The organism is Mycobacterium sp. (assembly GCF_035640695.1).
Taxonomy (GTDB): Bacteria; Actinomycetota; Actinomycetes; order Mycobacteriales; family Mycobacteriaceae; genus Mycobacterium.
This window is the reverse complement of the sequence record NZ_DASQVQ010000075.1, coordinates 1-16,451: the sequence shown is the minus strand read 5'-3', so window position 1 is coordinate 16,451 and position 16,451 is coordinate 1. Positions and strand designations below refer to the sequence as shown.

Genomic DNA, 16,451 nt, shown 5'->3' with positions numbered 1-16,451 from the left:
CGGACTAGTGGCAGCCATCGCGGTGGCCGCGCTCATCACCGCCTACCTCGCCCGGGGCGTCGTTCGTCCGGTCCGGCGGACCGCCCTGATGGCCGAGCGGCTCGCCGCCGGCGACTTGGCGGCACGTGTGCCGCAGACGGGTGGAGCCGAGATCGGTGTGCTCGAACGCGCGTTCAACTCGATGGCGGAGTCGCTGCAGCGCAACCGTGACGAGCTGTCCCGGCTCAACGACGAACAGCGCGCGCTGAGCCGGGTCGCCAGGCTCGTCGCGCACGGGAGGCGGTCCAACGAGGTATACGCCGCCGTCGCGAAGGAAGTCGGGCTGCTGCTGAATGCGGAGATCACCAGGCTGCTGCGCTTCGAGGCCGATGGCGGCGCGACGGTCGTCGCGGCGTGGAAGCGGTCGGGCGACCCCTTGCCGAGCGGTTGTCGCATCGCTGTGGACCGGACCGTCGCAGCGCCGGTGCGGCAGACCGGCACGCCGATGCGGATCACAGAGCAGTCGCCACCGGAATTGCCGGAAGGCTCCTATTCCGCGGTGGGCACACCAATCATGGTTGGCGGGACGCTCTGGGGGGCGATGACCGCGTTGACGCCGCACGATCGTCCGCTGGCCGAGGGCACGGAGGCCCGGATGGGCGAGTTCACCGACCTGGTGGGTACTGCCGTCGCGAATGCGCAGGCGCGCGCCGATCTCGTCGCGTCGCGGGCCCGGATCGTGGCCACCGCCGACGAGTCGCGGCGGCGCATCGAACGCGACCTGCACGACGGCATTCAGCAGCGGCTGGTCACGCTCGCGTTGCGGCTGCGTGCTGTCGAGGTCGCCGTGCCCGCCGAGGCGCCGGAACTCGGTGAGCAGTTGGCGGCAGCCGGCGGCGGGCTGCTCGAGGCGATTGACGACCTACGGGAGGTCTCCCGCGGCATCCACCCGGCCATCTTGTCCGAGGGTGGCCTGGTGCCGGCTTTGAAGGCGCTGTCGCGCCGCTCGGCACTGCCCATTGAGACCGATCTGCACGTCGAAACGCGGCTTTCGCCCTACGTCGAGGTGGCGGCGTACTACGTCGCGGCCGAGGCCCTCGCCAACGCCGCCAAGTACGCCAACGCCTCGGTGGTCCGGCTGAGCGCAACTGTTCAGGACGGCTGGTTATCGATGACGGTGCGCGACGACGGCGTGGGCGGCGCCGACCCGTCCCGCGGCTCCGGGCTGCTCGGGCTCACCGACCGCGTCGAGGCACTCGGCGGAACGCTGACCATCGTCAGCCCCCGGGGTGGCGGCACTTTGCTGCACGTGGAGCTCCCGGTCACCGGCCGCCGACCGGATGAGGTCTAACTCAGTAGGCCCGCGCGACATAGGCCAGTGCACCCGCGTCTTCCTCGGTTTCCGGCAGCGATCCGTCAGCCAGTTGCAGGCACCGCACGGTGAGGCCGCTGGTGGCAAGGTCCTGCTCACCGGAGGCGCCAACCAATTCCCAAGGCAGGCGGGCGACGCCCGTTTGGGCCACCTCACGCGCTTCGTTGAGCGTCGCGCAGTCGGTGATCAATGCGTCACGGCGTGCGGTCGCCGCTTTGAGCATGTCGGTCTGGACGCGACCTGCCAGCCGCTGCACCTCGCCAACGACGTTCTCGACGCTCACCGTGTGTTTGTCGCGAGCGTCTCGCCGATAGAGCACGGCCGCGTTCTCTGCGAGGTCGCGCGGGCCGAGTTCCACCCGGATCGGCACGCCCTGCAAGTCCCAGTCGGTGGCCCGCCGGCCGAAGCCCTGAGCGACGTTGTCGTCCAGTCTTACTCGCACGCCAGCCAACTTGAGTTCCTCAACCAGCGCCGAGGCGGTGCGGGTGACCGCACCGTCGGTGTCCTTGACCACCACGACGACGACCTGGACCGGCGCCAGCGCCGGCGGCACGACGAGCCCGAGGTCGTCCCCGTGGCACATGATCAGTCCGCCCAGCATGCGTGTCGACGCGCCCCACGACGTGGTCCAGCAGAGCATGGTCGATCCCTCGGCGCTGGAGTAGCTGATGTTGAAGGCACGGCTGAACCGCTGGCCAAGTTCGTGCGAGGTAGCCATCTGCAGCGCCTTGCCGTCACGCATGATGCCCTCGCAGGTCATGGTGTTCGCCGCGCCGGCGAACCGCTCCTTGGCGGTCTTGCGGCCAACGATCACCGGCATGGCCAAAACCCGGCGCATGAAATCCCGGTAGACGTCGTGCAGGATGCCGCGGGCATAGTGCCGCGCATCTGATTCTTCTGCGTGCGCGGTGTGGCCTTCCTGCCACAGAAACTCCGTGGTGCGCAAGAAGATTCGCGGCCGTAGTTCCCACCGCACGACATTGGCCCACTGGTTGAGGAGCAGCGGTAGGTCTCGGTAGCTGTCGACCCATTTCGCCATGTACTCACCGATGACTGCTTCACTGGTAGGACGGATGGCAAGCGGCTCGGTCAATTCCTTGCCTCCGCCATGCGTCACGACGGCAAGCTCGGGACTGAATCCCTCGACATGCTCTGCCTCACGTTCGAAGAAGCTCATCGGGATCAGCAACGGGAAGTAAGCGTTCTGGGCTCCGGCGGACTTGATCCGTGCGTCGATCTCCGCCTGCATTCGCTCCCATATCGCGTAGCCGTTCGGCCGGATCACCATCGTCCCGCGCGCGGGACCGTTTTCGGCCAGCTTCGCCTTCGTCAGCACATCTTGGTACCACCGTGGAAAGTCTTCGTGCTGAGGAGTCAGCACCGCCATCTCGTTGCCCTCCCGGCATCATCAGTGCGGGATTCTTGCTTAACGCCCGGTGTTTGTCGAGGCAGAGCTTCTGTTGCGCGGCACTGGGACCATGTGGACGAGTGCGGACGTCGCTTAGAATGTCGCAACGGAACTCACCTTGGAGGGCAAATGCCATCCGCCTACAGACTTCTTCAGCTCGCCCTCGCGGTCTTTGGCGTGGTTTTTCTCCTTGTATATCCCCTGGCCCTGGTCTGGCCGTCGGGTTGGGCATGGCATTCCGGCGCGCCCCACCAGTCCGAGTACTTCATGATGATTGTCGGCCTGTACGCGACACTGGGCGTCTTCCTGCTCAACGCGGCGCGAAACCCGCCGGCCAATCTCAGCCTGATCTGGTTCACCGTGTGGTCCAGTGTCGTACACGCCGCAATCATGGCGGTGCAGTCGTTCGGCAGCAGACACCAGATGGGACACCTGTTGGGCGATGTCCCGGCGCTGCTGTTGGTGGCCGTCGTGCTGGCGGTGCTCGTGCTGTCATCCGGCCTCAAGCAGTCCGCGCCTGCGCCGATTCCTGCCCGCTGAGCGCGTGCCCGGCTCAACTGGCGGCTGAAACCTCCGTCACACCGGCCCGACCAGCAGCGTCGCGAGGCCGATGACGGTGCCGCTGGCAAGCAGTACGAGCCCAACCGGCTTGACCAGTTGATACCCCCAACGTGCGGTCTTTTCGCCGACCATGACGGCGGTCAGCGCAAGCATCCAGATAAGGCTGCCCACTCCGGTGGCGAACATCAGCAGCATCAGCGCCCAACAGCAGCCCAGGCACGCCAACCCATGGCGGACACCGATGTTCCACGCCGCGACCACACCGCGGCGGTAACCGCCGGCCAGAAAACTGAACGGCGACCGGCACCTCGTCAGGCATCGATCCTTCAACCCGCTGAACTGAAATGCGCCCGCCAGCACCAACACTCCAGCCAGGATCAGCCCAGACCGGTTGGCAAGCCAACGCGAATGCTCCACCGTCTGGTGGATCAGTTTGTCACTCCCGAGCGCCGCGAACGCGAACAGCAACCACACCGTCAGATAAGCAGCCACGATTGCCGCGCGGCTGCCCCGCCGTCCGGGCGCCCCGGCAGTCACGACCCAGAAGTGGCGCAGCATCGACGTGGTGGTGGGCAGCATCATCGCCCCGATCATCACCAGCCAGCTCGCGCCGAACATCGCTAGCCGCGCCGGCCACGCACCGGAAGAATGCAGCACGATGTCGTGGTTGCCGGTGCGCATTACGCCGGTCACCGCCAGCGCGATCGTCGCGGCCCAGCACGCCGTGGCCACTGCCCACGCCCACAGTGCCGGGTCCTTGCGGTCCAAGTCGCGATAAGTCGTCATCTCATCAGGTGTCGAACCGGAACGTCCCTTGGATCGCGTTGTGGCCGCTGAGGTCGAGGTCGGCCAGCCCGTATGCCGCAGTGGTGCGCTTGTATACGGCGGCCTTGCCCACGAATGCCGATGATCCGGGGATCGTGGAGAAGATGCTGTCGCTCAACGTCGTCGGTTTGCCGGTCGGGCCGCGGAATGGTTGGATTTCACAGTGGGTCACGCCGTCGATCGACAGCACGCCGGCACCTTCATCGATGGTGAACGCAATCTTTTTGGGCTCCACCGCGATGAACTCGCCGACCAATGCCATCAGGTCGCCGACCGGTCCGCCGAGCTTCCCCGTGAAGACCTCCCGTAGCGCTTCGTATTGCCGGCCGTCGGCCCGGTCATCGACGAACAGCGCGGCCTTCCAGTGGCCGGCCAGGATGTTCCCCGGCACGAATACGGCCATGGCGACGCCAAGATCGGAGACGTCGATTCCGCCAACCTCGCCCTTGTCCACGTACCAACACTGCACGGCATCACAGGTGCCGGGGTCCGGGTCCTCACCGACCCAGCACGGGCAGAGCGTCTTGCAGTTGCACACCTCCAGCAGCCGGCCCTCAAGGTGGTACGTCTTAGCCTCCACCGCGGTCATTTGCGTTCTCCTTAAGCGACTAGAGAACTAATCCTCCCACCGCCGACCGAGTCGTTGAGCGGTTCCGCCGAGCTTGACCCTGCGTTACGCCGAGGCTGCCAGCGCCCGCTGGTCCTCGTCGGCGAACGTGTCCTCCAGCTGCAGCGGCGAGTAGTCGACGTCGATGTCACCGACCGGCCGCCCCCGGGCGCTGTTGATCGTCCCGAAGCGTCGCATGCCCTTGTCGCTGGCGTACTGCAAAAACTCCTCCTTCGACAGGTCGAAGGGGACGTTGTCGCCGTATGGGGCAAAGAATTCTTCGGTGTTGCGCAACGCCAGCGGGATGAGCTCGTTCATTCGTGTTTCGAATACCGTCCAGTTGGCATCGTCGGCGGCGACGTGGCGCCGGCAGGTGAAGGTGCCCCACGCCATGTGCCGTCGCTCGTCGTCACCGATGCGCCGGACTAGTTCCTGCATACCGGGAAGGATGCCGCGCTCCACGCAAATCTTGTGCCACGCATAGTATCCCGTCAGGGCCATCATGCCCTCGACGACGTGGTTGTACACCACGGAGGCCCGAACCTGGGCCGCCGGCGAGGGATCAGTCGAAAGAGCACCGAGCGATTCCGGGAGCTCCTCGTAGAACATTTTGCGGTATGCCGGCAGGTCGTCGAAGTACCCGTGCAGATCGTCGGTGACGCCGACGGCGTCGAGCCACAACCGGAACACCTGGGTGTGTTTGGCTTCCTCGAACGCGAACTGCGTCAGATACATTTCGTCGCCGAGCCGGCCCTCGGCCCGCATCGCGGCCATGAACGGTTGGATGTCCTGGGTCACCGATTCCTCGCCGGCGATGAACTCGGCGCACAGCTTGGTGGCGGAGTCGCGTTCGGCCTCCGACAGCGACTCCCAGTCCGCCCGGTCGCGCGAGAAGTCGATGTCGGCTGGATTCCAGAACTTCGCATTGCCCCCGGCGAATAGCTTCAACGGCAAGCTATTCCAGTTCAAACCGCCCGCGCTGAGCGAGCCGAGTCTTGTCCGTGTCATTGGTGACCTCCTCAAATCGTGTTGGTGGTTGGGTCGATGGCCGTGTCACCGCCACTGCGGCGGCGTGGGACGGCGTGCACCGCCGCGCCTCCGGTCGCAGATTTACCCGTCGACGAAAAGGCGTCCGCCAGCACGGCGACGAGTCTGCGCACCGCCAGGGCCGGCTGCTCCGGTGTGGGCTCGTCAAGACCGAGGATCGGATCCATGCCCCGCACGTATGGTGCCAGCGCCAGATGCGGAAAAATCATCAGCAGCAGCGACAGCAACGCCTCGGTATCGGAATCGGCGCGCAGGTCGCCGCGCCGGTGCGCGTCGCGCACCAGCGGCCTCAACACTTCCAGGTAGTGGCGGTGGATGACGCTCCGCACACTGATGCGGGCATCGGTATCGACCTCGAAACTCGCCGCGGCGTGAAGCGAACGTTCCCGCGGATGATCGGCGAAGTACGCGACCCAGGCGTCGAGAAGGTCGGTGAGGAATTCGAAAAACGGTCTGCTGGCATCCAGCTCGCGGATGCGGTCCTCCATGTAGGAGCGCACCCGCTGGCTGCCGACATCGGCGATGAACGCGAATAGGTCGCGCTTGTCCGCGAAATACTGGAACAGGCTTCCCTTGGCAACCCCCGCGCGCCGAGCGATGACGTTCAGGCTGCCTTTTGAGAACCCGTGCGCTCCGAACTCGGCCTCTGCGGCCTCCACCACCGCGGCTCGACGATTCGGATCGAGACGAGCCCAGGTCACCGTCGGCACCGGCCCTCCTCGCGTTTATGACCACTGGTCATATTACGGTGATCCAGTTCACAGTCAAGGCCGCCGGGGCGTGCTAGGTCGTCATGGCGCTGGCGCTTCCGGGTATACCCGCGAACAGTTGCTCCCGCCGAAGCCGAGCACGGTGACGCTCACGCAGTGGTCGTAACTGCCGTCTGCATAGGTGGCGCCGTCGCAGTAGCTGCCACCGCCCCATGGCGTCCAGCCTCCGTTACCGCCTCCGCCACAATCCGCCCCGGCCGGTGCGGCCAGTACAGTTCCACCGGCCAACAGTGCGGCCGTGCCTAACGCGACGACGATTTTCCTCATTTCTTCTCCTTGTACTTCGATGGGTTCAACCCACCGGTGACCTCCTCACTTGGGATCCGAATGCCAGCGATCGACTTGCGACCAGCAATCGGTGTTGTCAGCGGCAGAATGGTAGCTACGGCTGGACGACCAGCCGTTGAACAAGGCTGATGAGTTAACCATGTCTGTCAGACGTTTCATCAGCGGCAACCGCTGGTTTTGATGCTAGAGATCAACGGCAGCGCTCGAGGGCGCTTTGCTGATTCCCGTGGCGGCGGCCGCGCGGCGAACGTGACGGCAGAGTCACACCCGCGACCGGACGTGCCGCTGGTGTCACGTTCGGCGGCGCAAAATATCGCGGCCGACCCCCTCGCGGCGGCCTTTGCTACCGCCCGCCGTCAGCGGATGACGCGGTGCACGTCCTGATTCGCCGCGCCGCCGTCCTGAGCAATCCACGGCCCTTCGATCGACGGGTCGAGGATGCCTTCCTCCAGCCACGTGTAACGATCGCCTAGCACGCCGCGGGCCAGCCTCCGGTCGGCCTCGTCGCAGTTGTGCCAGAGCTGGTCGAACAATTGCTCGGCCCGAACCCGGGCCTGGCGGCAGAACGCGTCGGCGAGCTCGACCGCGGTACCGTCCGCCCGGTCACGCTGTGCCCGCACACAGGCGGCGGTCATCGCGAACAGCTCCGCGCCGATATCCACAATCCGCCCCAGGAACCGCTGCTTGTGCTCCAGCTTGCCCTGCCATCTCGACATCGCATAGAAGGTGCTGCGCGCCAGTCGGCGGCTGGCCCGCTCGACGTAGCGCAGATGCGTGGCCAGCGGCCCGAATTCGGTGAACGACGTCGGCAGCTGGCCTTTGCCGGTGACCAAGGTGGGCAGCCAGCCGGCGTAGAACTTGCCCGCCTTCGCGACCGCTCGGGCCTTCTGCCGCGGATCGGCCTGCGGGTCGATGATGTCGCCGGCCACCGACAGGTGCACATCCACCGCCTCGCGGGCGATGAGCAGGTGCATGATCTCGGTGGAGCCTTCGAAGATCCGATTGATGCGCATGTCGCGCAGCACCTGTTCGGCGGGCACCCCACGCTCGCCGCGGGCGGCCAGCGACTCAGCGGTCTCGAAACCGCGCCCGCCGCGAATCTGCACCAGCTCGTCGGCGCTCAGCCAGGCCATCTCCGAGCCGTACAGTTTGGCCAGCGCCGCCTCGATCCGGATGTCGGTGCGGCCCGCGTCGGCCAGCTCACTGGCCAGCTCGACCATCGCCTCCAGGCCGTAGGCGGTGGCGGCGATGAATGCCACCTTGCCGGCCACCGCGTCGTGCTCACCGACCGGCCGACCCCATTGCACCCGCTCGCGGGACCATTCCCTGGCAATCTTCACACACCATTTCGCCGTGCCGGTGCACACGGCCGGCAGCGACAGCCGCCCCACGTTCAACGTGGACAATGCGATTCGCAGTCCGTCGCCTTCCCGGCCGATCCGGTTCGCGGCCGGGACCCGCACATTCGTCAGCCGGGTGAGGCCGTTTTCGATTCCGCGCAATCCCATGAACGAGTTGCGGTTTGCGACCACGATGCCCGGTGCATCCGCGTCCACCACGAATGCGGTGATCCCACCGCGGTGTCCCTCGCTCTTGGGTACTTGCGCCATCACCACCAGCAGGTCGGCGATCACGCCGTTGGTGGTCCACAGCTTGACCCCGTTCAGCACGTAGTCATCGCCGTCCGGGGTGGCGGTGGCGCGCAGCCGCGCCGGGTCGCTGCCCACGTCCGGCTCGGTGAGAAGAAACGCGCTGATCTCCCGCGCGCAGCGGGGAAGCCACGTTCGCTTCTGCTCCTCGGTCCCGAACATCGAAATCGGCTGGGGCACCCCGATTGACTGGTGCGCGGAAAGCAACGCGCCCAGCGCGGGATGCACCGAGCCGACCAACGCGAGCGCCCTGTTGTAGTACACCTGTGACAGGCCGACCCCGTCATACTCGGTCCCGATCTTCATGCCGAACGCGCCGAGTTCCTTCAAGCCCAGCACCACTTTGTCCGGGATCTGCCCGTCCCGCTCGATTACCGCGGCATCGATCTGCGATTCACAGAACTCGCGCAGCCTGGCCAGGAACGCCTCACCACGCTGCACCGCCTCCGCCGAGCCGCTCGGGTGCGGATGAACCAGGTCCAACCGCAATCTGCCGAGGAACAACTCCTTGCCAAAACTAGGCTGGCGCCACTGCGCCTCACGGGCGTGCTCGGCGACCTCCCTGGCCTGCCGCTCGCTGACTTCTCCGGTAACGGTCATGCGGACCTCCCACTGCTGGACCTACTCGACAGTAACCCGACAGCCGGTACCGGCGACCCGCATTGAGCAGGAATAGTCGGATCGGTTTGCGTCGGCGCCGCGATCACGCCGGCCTATAGCGGGCATTGCGAATCGGTATCAGACATCGCGTTCATGACCGGCACAATCCGCGTTCCTGTGCACAGCGGTAAACAACCGCACTCCTACCAAGAGGAGAGCACAAATGACAAGCATCACATCGGCATCGGCGGTCCTGGCGCGACGTTTGATCGTTGCCGCGGTGTTGGTGGGCGCAGTGATATTGGCGCCGGCCTACGCGATCATCGCGAACGACGGAGCGGCGATAGTGTCAACGCAGGCAAGGGGTCACCACGGCGGGCCGAACTACTGGTCCATCACCGGTGCTCGCATCGGCGCCCCCGGCGAGCGGGAAGTCAGCACCTACGGCGGCAGCCACAAGCACTTGTGGGTCGAGCAGCAGCTGTACGGACCCGGCGTCGTCGCCGTGCCGCGCGTGGACAACACCGTGCACCAGAGCCGCTGACACAGCCAACAAACCTGGCCGGTGACCGTCGGGTCACCGGCCTTTGTCGTGTATCAGGCGACGAATCCTTGACCGGCTCAGTCGGCGGATTGGGTGACGAGGCCGGTCCCCTCAGCGGATTCCGCTTCCTCGCCCCGCTCGGCGGATTCCTCTGCGTCGCCCTCTTCGTCGCCCTCTTCGTCGCCCACTTCGTGGCCCTCTTCGTCGCCCTCTTCGCTGGCTTCGGGCTCGGCTTCCTCGCCGGGTTCGGCTTCCTCCTCAGCGGGTTCGGCGTCGGCTTCCGCCAACGGCACCGAGACGGTGAGGATGCCCATGTCGTAGGTGGTGATGACGCCCTCGGTGTCCGCGCCGTCGGGAAGTGGCACCGAACGGACGAACGAGCCGTAGCGGAACTCTGAGCGGCCGCCGCCTTCGCTCTTCTGGCTGCGCTCGGCCGCGATGGTGAGCCACCCCTCTTCGATGGAGATGTCGGCGTCACCGCTCGGGTCGATGCCGGGGATCTCGGCGCGCACCTCGTAGCGGTCGTCTTTCATGTCGTGTTCGAGCGGCATCGCGCTTTTCTCGAGGGCGTGCCGTAGCGCGGCGAAACCGGGCAGGTCGGAGAGCATCACCACCAGACGGCTCAACACTGTTTCGAACTTGTCCTGATATGGCAGTATGCCCATGGGGTTCTCCTGAGTTGTTCTACGCCTTGACTTTTCGAATCCGACCACGCCCACCGAGTGCGTGCTGGATAGCGTAATGCATCGGACTATGCCACTGCGCGTTGACGCGTTTCCGGAGCGCTACGCGAACAGTTGGTTAACAACGTCTCGCCGGTCATGTGCCGGTCGGCGGCAGGCGATGCGGATCCTCTTCGAGGGCGGCGCGGTCCCAGCGGCCGAGGTCCGCCGCCGCGGCGTACGTGCTCTGCAGAAACTCCGAAAGCGTCCGGTCGGGGTTGTCGGCGGTGCGCACGGCCTCATACGGCAGCAGGAATTGACTGTATTCGTCGCTGTAGAAGGCGGCGCCGGGTTGCACCGAGTAGTCGGCGAAGCCGTCGGGTTCGGGATACGCGTAGGCGTAGAACGCGCCCTCTTCGCCGCCGCCGGGCCAGAAGCCGCAGCTGCTTAGCTCGCGCGAGTAGCCCTCCACCATCACCCAGTCGGGGCAGTTGGGCGCGCCGCCCGGATGCGGTGGTGCGGGCCGCCCGGAGAACCGGGTGCAGGCCAAATCCATAGCGCCCCAGAAGAAATGCACCGGGCTGACCTTGCCGACGAACGACGCGCGGAACTCCCTGATCACCCGGTCGGCCTGCACCAGCTGCTGCCAGAACATGCGTGCGGCCTCGGGATCGTAATCGGCGTGCTGATAATCCTCGCCGAACGGGATGGCCGGGTCCACCTCGTTGGGGTGCGCGACGATGTGCGATGCGATCCCCAAACCATCCAGTGCAGAAAGGGTTTCGCCGTAGAACTCCGCCACCGCCTTGGGCTCCAATGCCACCGATCGCCTGCTGCCGTCACTGTGACGGATCGCCAGCACATGGTCGACGAAGTCGAATTCCATGTCGAACAACGCCGTGCCGGACGGGATCGCATCGGTGGTCAATCCGCGCGGGCTGACATACAACGTCACCTGCCACCAGTGGTTGATCAACGGCATGTGCGCCAGGCGGATCTTGCCGACGATCTGGGTCCACATGTGCAAGGTGTCTCGGGTGGCCGTCCAGTCCTCAACCCGCAGCGATGGCCAGTTATAAGTCCTGACAGCGTCCTCCATCTCGGCTCCTCTCGGCGGATGACGACGCGACAGCCACCCCGAATCTACGAGGCTCGCCGCTGCGCGTCTAGGCCGTCGTTGGCCGGCGTGCAAGGGTTGACCGCATGACCGGCGTGGGGCAGACGGACGACCGCGCCACCGAACGCACCCTGTTCGGCCACCCGATCGGCCTGGCCAACCTCTTCGGGGTCGAGCTGTGGGAACGCTTCTCGTTCTACGGAATGCTGACGATCCTCGGCTACTACCTGTACTACTCGGTCACCGAGGGCGGTCTTGGGCTGCCGAAGAGCACCGCCACCGGCATCGTCGGCGCCTACGGCGGCCTGGTGTATCTGTCGACGGTGCTGGGCGGCTGGATCGCCGACCGGCTGCTCGGCATGGAACGCACCGTGCTCTACGGCGGCGTCGTGGTCATGGCCGGACACATCGCGCTGGCGCTGGTACCTGGGCTGGTCGGCGTCGCGGTCGGCCTGGTGCTGGTCGCCCTCGGCTCGGGTGCGCTGAAGGCCAACGCGTCGTCGCTGCTGGGCACCCTGTACCAGAAGGGCGATCCACGCTGCGACGGCGGCTTCACTCTCTTCTACCTGGGCATCAATCTCGGTGCTTTCATCGGCCCGCTGATCACCGGTCTGCTGCAGACACGCATCGGCTTTCACTACGGCTTCGGCGCCGCGGCGGTCGGCATGGCGCTGGGTCTCGCGCAGTACGTCGCATTCCGGCGCAACCTCGGCACTCATGGCCGCAATGTGCCAAACCCATTGCCGCGCAGTGCTGCCGGATGGGTGGTCGGCACCGTCGTCGTCGCCGCCGTCGTGGTCGTGGTTGCGTTTGCGACCCGGCTGGTGCAGCTCGCGAACCTGTCGCAAGTCACCACCGGAGTCATCGTTGCCGCATCGGTTGCCTATTTTGCGACGCTGCTGGCCAGCCCCAAGGTGAACTCCGAAGAACGCACCCGAGTGCGCGCGTTCATTCCGCTGTTCATCGCGAACGCGGTGTTCTGGTCGCTGTTTCAGCAGATCTTCACCGTGCTGGCGGTGTACTCGGATGAACGGATGAACTGGTCCATCTTCGGCTGGACCGCGCCGTCGAACTGGATCGGCTCAATAGAACCGGTCTGGATCATCGTGCTGTCACCGCTTTTCGCGACGCTGTGGACCCGGCTGGGCAACCGTGCCCCGAGCACCCCGCGCAAGTTCGCCTACGGCGTGATCGGCATGGGCGTCGCGTTCCTGCTGTTCCTGCCGATGGCGGGCGGCACAGGCAAGGCCGTGCCCGCATTGCTGGTGGTCGCCATCATGGCGGTGTTCGCGATCTCCGAACTGATGATTTCGCCGATCGGACTGTCCGTCACGACCAAGCTTGCGCCAGAGGCTTTCCGCGCCCAGATGATGGCGCTGTATTTCTTCTCCGTCGGCCTCGGCACGTCGATGTCGGGCCTGTTGGCCCGCTATTACCATCCAACCGACGAGTTCGCCTACTTCGGCATCACGGGTCTGGTGGCAATCGTCGCCGGGGTGATCGTGTTCGCGCTGACCTCCTGGATCAGCCGCCACATGGAAGGAGTGCACTGAAACCGTGACCATCAGCCTGGCCTACGACGACAAGATCGCGGTCCTCGATCTCGGTGACGACGAGAACCGCTTCTCACCAAGCTTTCTCGACGAAATCGACGGCCATCTCGACGAGGTGATCGGCGCATCGCCGCACGGGCTCGTCACCACGGCCGGCGGCAAGTTCTACACCAACGGCCTGGATCTCGACTGGCTGACGGCGCACGGCGATCAGACCCAGTCGTATGTCGGGCGCGTCCAGTCGCTGCTCGCCAGGGTTCTGACGCTGCCGATACCGACCGCGGCGGCGATTCCCGGACATGCATTCGGCGCGGGCGCAATGCTCGCGCTGGCCCACGACTTCCGCGTGATGCGGGCCGACCGCGGCTATTTCTGCTTTCCCGAGGCCGACATCCGTATCCCGTTCACGCCAGGCATGGCCGCGCTGATTCAGGCCAAGCTTTCGCCCCGGGCAGCGGTCGCGTCGATGACGACCGCCCGCCGGTTCGGCGGCATGGACGCGCACGCGCTAGGCATCGTCGACGACACCGCACCCGAAGGCGCCGTCACCGTCGCCGCCGTCGAAATGCTGCGTCCGCTGGGCGCCAAGGACACGGGCACCCTTGGCGCCATCAAACACACGATGTTCGGCCACGTCGTCGCGGCCCTCACCGCCGGTGACTGACGCCTATCACTTCCCACGTCGGGGCCCAACCTGAGACGATCCGATCGTGCGTCTGGGCTTACATGGGCTGGGCATCGGAGCCGGTGCCGACCGGCGGGTGATCGACGCCGTCGCGGTTGCGGCGGAGACATTGGGGTTTGCGACGCTGTGGGCAGGCGAACACGTCGTGATGGTGGACGAGTCGGCGTCCCGCTATCCGTACGCCGACGACGGCAAGATCGCGGTGCCTGCGGTCGCGGACTGGCTGGACCCGCTGATCGGACTTGGATTCGCCGCGGCGGCGACGAGCACGATCGGTGTGGCGACCGGCGTACTGCTGCTGCCCGAACACAACCCGGTGATCGTCGCCAAACAGGCCGCCACGCTCGATCGGCTCAGCGGTGGGCGGCTCACCCTGGGCGTTGGAATAGGTTGGTCCAGGGAGGAATTCAACGCGCTCGGTGTTCCGTTCGATCGACGCGGCGCCCGCACCGCCGAGTACGTCTCGGTCATGCGCACGCTCTGGCGCGATGAGGTTGCGTCGTTTCACGGTGAGTTCGTCGACTTCGACTCGATCCGGGTGAACCCCAAGCCGGTACGCGACCGCCGCATTCCGGTTGTGCTGGGCGGCAATAGCGATGCGGCCCTTCGCCGCGTCGCCAACTGGGCCGACGGCTGGTACGGGTTCTACCTCGACGACGTCGACGACGTGGCCGGTCGTGTCGCGCTGATCGAGCAGTTGTGTCGGGACGCCGGCCGTGATCGGGCCGAGCTGCGGCTGGCCGTCGCGCTGCGCGCGCCGCAACTGTCCGACGCGCCGGCGTTGGCGCAGTTGGGTATCGACGAGTTGGTCCTGGTGGCGGGTCCGCCCGAGGAGCCGAGCGAGGCACCCGGGTGGCTTGACGCGCTGGCGCGCCCGTGGATGGACGCGGTGCAATGCGACTAGCCCGGGTGTATGACCCGCCGCAACCCGACGACGGCGTTCGCGTGCTGGCTGACCGGCTGTGGCCGCGCGGTGTGCGCAAGGATGATCCGCGAATCGATCGATGGATCAAGGACGTGGCACCGTCATCACCGCTGCGGCAGTGGTATGGCCATGACCCCGATCGCCACGACGAGTTCGTCGCCCGCTACGAACACGAGCTCGACGAGCCCGGGGCCGCCGCCGCGCTCGACCAACTGCGTGAGCTCGCCGCCAGCGGACCCGTCACGCTGCTGACCTCGTCCAAAGACGTGGAGGGAGGCCACCTCGTCGTTCTGGCGCGCATGCTGGCGGGCGGCTGACGCGATGACCGCGGCGTGGGCGGTGGCCGCGGCCGGCGTCTTTGTCTGGCTCGGCATGGTGCTGGCCATCTCATTTCTGGAGGCACCACTGAAATTTCGGGCCCCGGGAATAACGGTGCCGCTCGGGCTCGGCATCGGACGGCTGGTCTTCCGCGCGCTCAACACGGCGGAACTCCTACTGGGCCTGGCGGTGCTCGTCGCGCTGTCCATCAAGGCTCCGCCGGCGCCGGTCGTCGTCGCGATCCTAACCGCGGTCGCGGCGTTGATGATTCAGGTGTTCGCCGTGCGCCGGTGGCTCAACCGCCGTTCCGATGAGGTGCTCGCCGGTGCCGAGGGCCCCCGGTCCCGCGGCCACTACGTCTACATCGCACTGGAAGTGGTGAAAGTGATCGCGCTGTTGACGACCGGCGCTCTGCTGCTGGGCGCTTAATTGCTGTAGCACCGGGGTCCGACATTTAGGTTTAGTGGCCGCATTAGCGCTGGGGGTCGCGGAGACAGGATTACGCTCAGGTGGTGGCGGCGAAGGCCAGCGCGCTCGGCGATTTCCTGCGGGCCAGGCGCGAACAGGTGCGCCCCGAGGATGTTGGGCTGGTGGCCGGCGCGCGGCGCCGAGTTGCGGGCTTGCGCCGCGAGGAGCTGGCGCTGCTGGCCGGCATCAGTTCCGACTACTACTTGCGACTCGAGCAGGGCCGCGATACGCACCCGTCCGACCAGGTGCTCGACTCGCTGGCGCGGGCGCTGCGACTGGACGTCAAGGCCACCGAGTATCTGCACCAGCTGGCCCGCCCGTCCGCTCGGGGGCGGGAGGCTCGGGGTGTCGACGCCACCGATGGCGTCGAAGAGTTGATCGATCAGTTTCCTATGCCAACGATCGTGGCCAGCCGCTGCTTGGATGTGCTGGCGGCTAACCCGGTAGCCCGCGCATTGTCGCCGGGTTTCGCCCCCGGGCAGAATTTCTTGAGCTGGCGGCTTTTGGATCCCGCCGCTCGCGAACTGTACGTGGATTGGGACGAGGCAACCGACGTCGCAGTGAGCGGGCTGCGCGAAGCGGCCGGAAGCGATCCGGATGATCCGCGCCTGCGGTCGCTGATCGACGAATTGTCAGCCGCCAGTGAGCGTTTCCGGGAACTATGGGCGCGCGCCGACGTGGGTTACCGGGTCGGCGTCATCCATATGCGCCACCCGAAGGTCGGTGATCTGTATCTGTACCCCAACAGGTTCAGCGTTCCGCACTCCGGCGGGCAGCACATGCTGGTGTATCGGGCCGAACCTGGAAGCGACTCCGCGAAGGCGCTGGAAGCATTGCGGGAACAATAGCGGTTTGACATATCCAGTCGCTCCGGCTCTATTTTTCTTGTAGGGCTTCGCATGGCCACGGGCGTCCGCGACTCACGCGGTGCTGAGGGTGGTCCTGCCAAGACCAGGATCACTGGGGCGATCCTGCCGACTCGTACGCCGGAATTCCCAACAGATTCCATACGTCCTTGTGGGTCGTACACGTTACGCGTCACTGGCCACCAACTGGTGGCAGCGCGCGGAGCA

Annotated in this window: 18 protein-coding genes; 9 read left to right on the top strand and 9 right to left on the bottom strand. The window is 66.1% G+C overall.

Annotation, left to right across the window (positions count from 1 at the left end):
- Positions 1–1,330: sensor histidine kinase (locus tag VE759_RS09450; protein ID WP_324930843.1), on the top strand; the 1,330-nt coding region annotated here is incomplete at its 5' end.
- 1 nt (position 1,331) lies between these two features.
- Here the strand turns inward: VE759_RS09450 and proS are convergent.
- Complete coding sequence (gene proS, locus VE759_RS09445; protein ID WP_324930840.1) at positions 1,332–2,738, bottom strand: proline--tRNA ligase; 1,407 nt, start codon at positions 2,736–2,738, stop codon at positions 1,332–1,334.
- A 150-nt stretch (positions 2,739–2,888) separates the two neighbouring features.
- On the opposite strand from proS, the gene VE759_RS09440 reads away from it, so the two are divergent.
- Complete coding sequence (locus VE759_RS09440) at positions 2,889–3,299, top strand: DUF6632 domain-containing protein (protein ID WP_324930837.1); 411 nt, start codon at positions 2,889–2,891, stop codon at positions 3,297–3,299.
- A gap of 36 nt (positions 3,300–3,335) precedes the next feature.
- On the opposite strand, the gene VE759_RS09435 is transcribed toward VE759_RS09440, so the two are convergent.
- From VE759_RS09435 to VE759_RS09410, 6 genes are all read right to left on the bottom strand, one after another.
- Positions 3,336–4,106: a DUF2182 domain-containing protein gene (locus VE759_RS09435; protein ID WP_324930835.1), complete on the bottom strand. Its 771-nt coding sequence runs from the start codon at positions 4,104–4,106 to the stop codon at positions 3,336–3,338.
- A gap of 4 nt (positions 4,107–4,110) precedes the next feature.
- The gene (locus VE759_RS09430) at positions 4,111–4,734 is read right to left on the bottom strand and encodes a DUF1326 domain-containing protein (RefSeq protein ID WP_324930832.1); all 624 of its coding nucleotides are present in this window, start codon (positions 4,732–4,734) and stop codon (positions 4,111–4,113) included.
- 84 nt (positions 4,735–4,818) lie between these two features.
- Positions 4,819–5,760, bottom strand: coding sequence for a R2-like ligand-binding oxidase (locus VE759_RS09425; protein WP_324930829.1), 942 nt, complete (start codon positions 5,758–5,760; stop codon positions 4,819–4,821).
- A gap of 11 nt (positions 5,761–5,771) precedes the next feature.
- On the bottom strand, positions 5,772–6,509 hold the full coding sequence (locus VE759_RS09420) for a TetR/AcrR family transcriptional regulator (protein ID WP_324930826.1): 738 nt from the start codon (positions 6,507–6,509) through the stop codon (positions 5,772–5,774).
- A gap of 81 nt (positions 6,510–6,590) precedes the next feature.
- A complete protein-coding gene (locus VE759_RS09415) occupies positions 6,591–6,836 on the bottom strand; it encodes a hypothetical protein (RefSeq protein ID WP_324930823.1) in 246 nt (81 codons plus the stop codon).
- Positions 6,837–7,213: 377 nt separating this feature from the next.
- Positions 7,214–9,106 carry an acyl-CoA dehydrogenase family protein gene (locus VE759_RS09410; protein WP_324930820.1) on the bottom strand — a complete coding sequence of 631 codons (1,893 nt, stop codon included), beginning with the start codon at positions 9,104–9,106 and terminating at the stop codon, positions 7,214–7,216.
- A 223-nt stretch (positions 9,107–9,329) separates the two neighbouring features.
- Here VE759_RS09410 and VE759_RS09405 point away from each other — a divergent pair, with 223 nt between their 5' ends.
- A complete protein-coding gene (locus VE759_RS09405; protein ID WP_324930818.1) occupies positions 9,330–9,650 on the top strand; it encodes a hypothetical protein in 321 nt (106 codons plus the stop codon).
- A 77-nt stretch (positions 9,651–9,727) separates the two neighbouring features.
- Here VE759_RS09405 and VE759_RS09400 read toward each other — a convergent pair whose 3' ends face one another.
- Both VE759_RS09400 and VE759_RS09395 read right to left on the bottom strand, forming a co-directional pair.
- Positions 9,728–10,315, bottom strand: coding sequence for an Hsp20/alpha crystallin family protein (locus VE759_RS09400; protein ID WP_324930815.1), 588 nt, complete (start codon positions 10,313–10,315; stop codon positions 9,728–9,730).
- A 154-nt stretch (positions 10,316–10,469) separates the two neighbouring features.
- Complete coding sequence (locus VE759_RS09395) at positions 10,470–11,411, bottom strand: DUF5996 family protein (protein ID WP_324930813.1); 942 nt, start codon at positions 11,409–11,411, stop codon at positions 10,470–10,472.
- A 104-nt stretch (positions 11,412–11,515) separates the two neighbouring features.
- On the opposite strand from VE759_RS09395, the gene VE759_RS09390 reads away from it, so the two are divergent.
- The 6 genes from VE759_RS09390 (at position 11,516) to VE759_RS09365 (ending at position 16,226) form a co-directional block, all read left to right on the top strand.
- The gene (locus tag VE759_RS09390; protein ID WP_324930810.1) at positions 11,516–12,982 is read left to right on the top strand and encodes an oligopeptide:H+ symporter; all 1,467 of its coding nucleotides are present in this window, start codon (positions 11,516–11,518) and stop codon (positions 12,980–12,982) included.
- Positions 12,983–12,986: 4 nt separating this feature from the next.
- Complete coding sequence (locus VE759_RS09385; protein ID WP_324930808.1) at positions 12,987–13,646, top strand: enoyl-CoA hydratase-related protein; 660 nt, start codon at positions 12,987–12,989, stop codon at positions 13,644–13,646.
- A gap of 46 nt (positions 13,647–13,692) precedes the next feature.
- Complete coding sequence (locus VE759_RS09380) at positions 13,693–14,571, top strand: LLM class F420-dependent oxidoreductase (protein ID WP_324930805.1); 879 nt, start codon at positions 13,693–13,695, stop codon at positions 14,569–14,571.
- Positions 14,562–14,909: a DUF488 domain-containing protein gene (locus tag VE759_RS09375; RefSeq protein WP_324930803.1), complete on the top strand. Its 348-nt coding sequence runs from the start codon at positions 14,562–14,564 to the stop codon at positions 14,907–14,909. The genes VE759_RS09380 and VE759_RS09375 overlap by 10 nt, the downstream gene beginning before the upstream one ends.
- A 4-nt stretch (positions 14,910–14,913) precedes the next feature.
- Positions 14,914–15,339 carry a hypothetical protein gene (locus tag VE759_RS09370; RefSeq protein ID WP_324930800.1) on the top strand — a complete coding sequence of 142 codons (426 nt, stop codon included), beginning with the start codon at positions 14,914–14,916 and terminating at the stop codon, positions 15,337–15,339.
- Positions 15,340–15,422: 83 nt separating this feature from the next.
- Positions 15,423–16,226, top strand: a complete 804-nt coding sequence (locus VE759_RS09365) for a helix-turn-helix transcriptional regulator (protein ID WP_324930797.1) — start codon at positions 15,423–15,425, stop codon at positions 16,224–16,226.
- Positions 16,227–16,451: the final 225 nt, after the last annotated feature.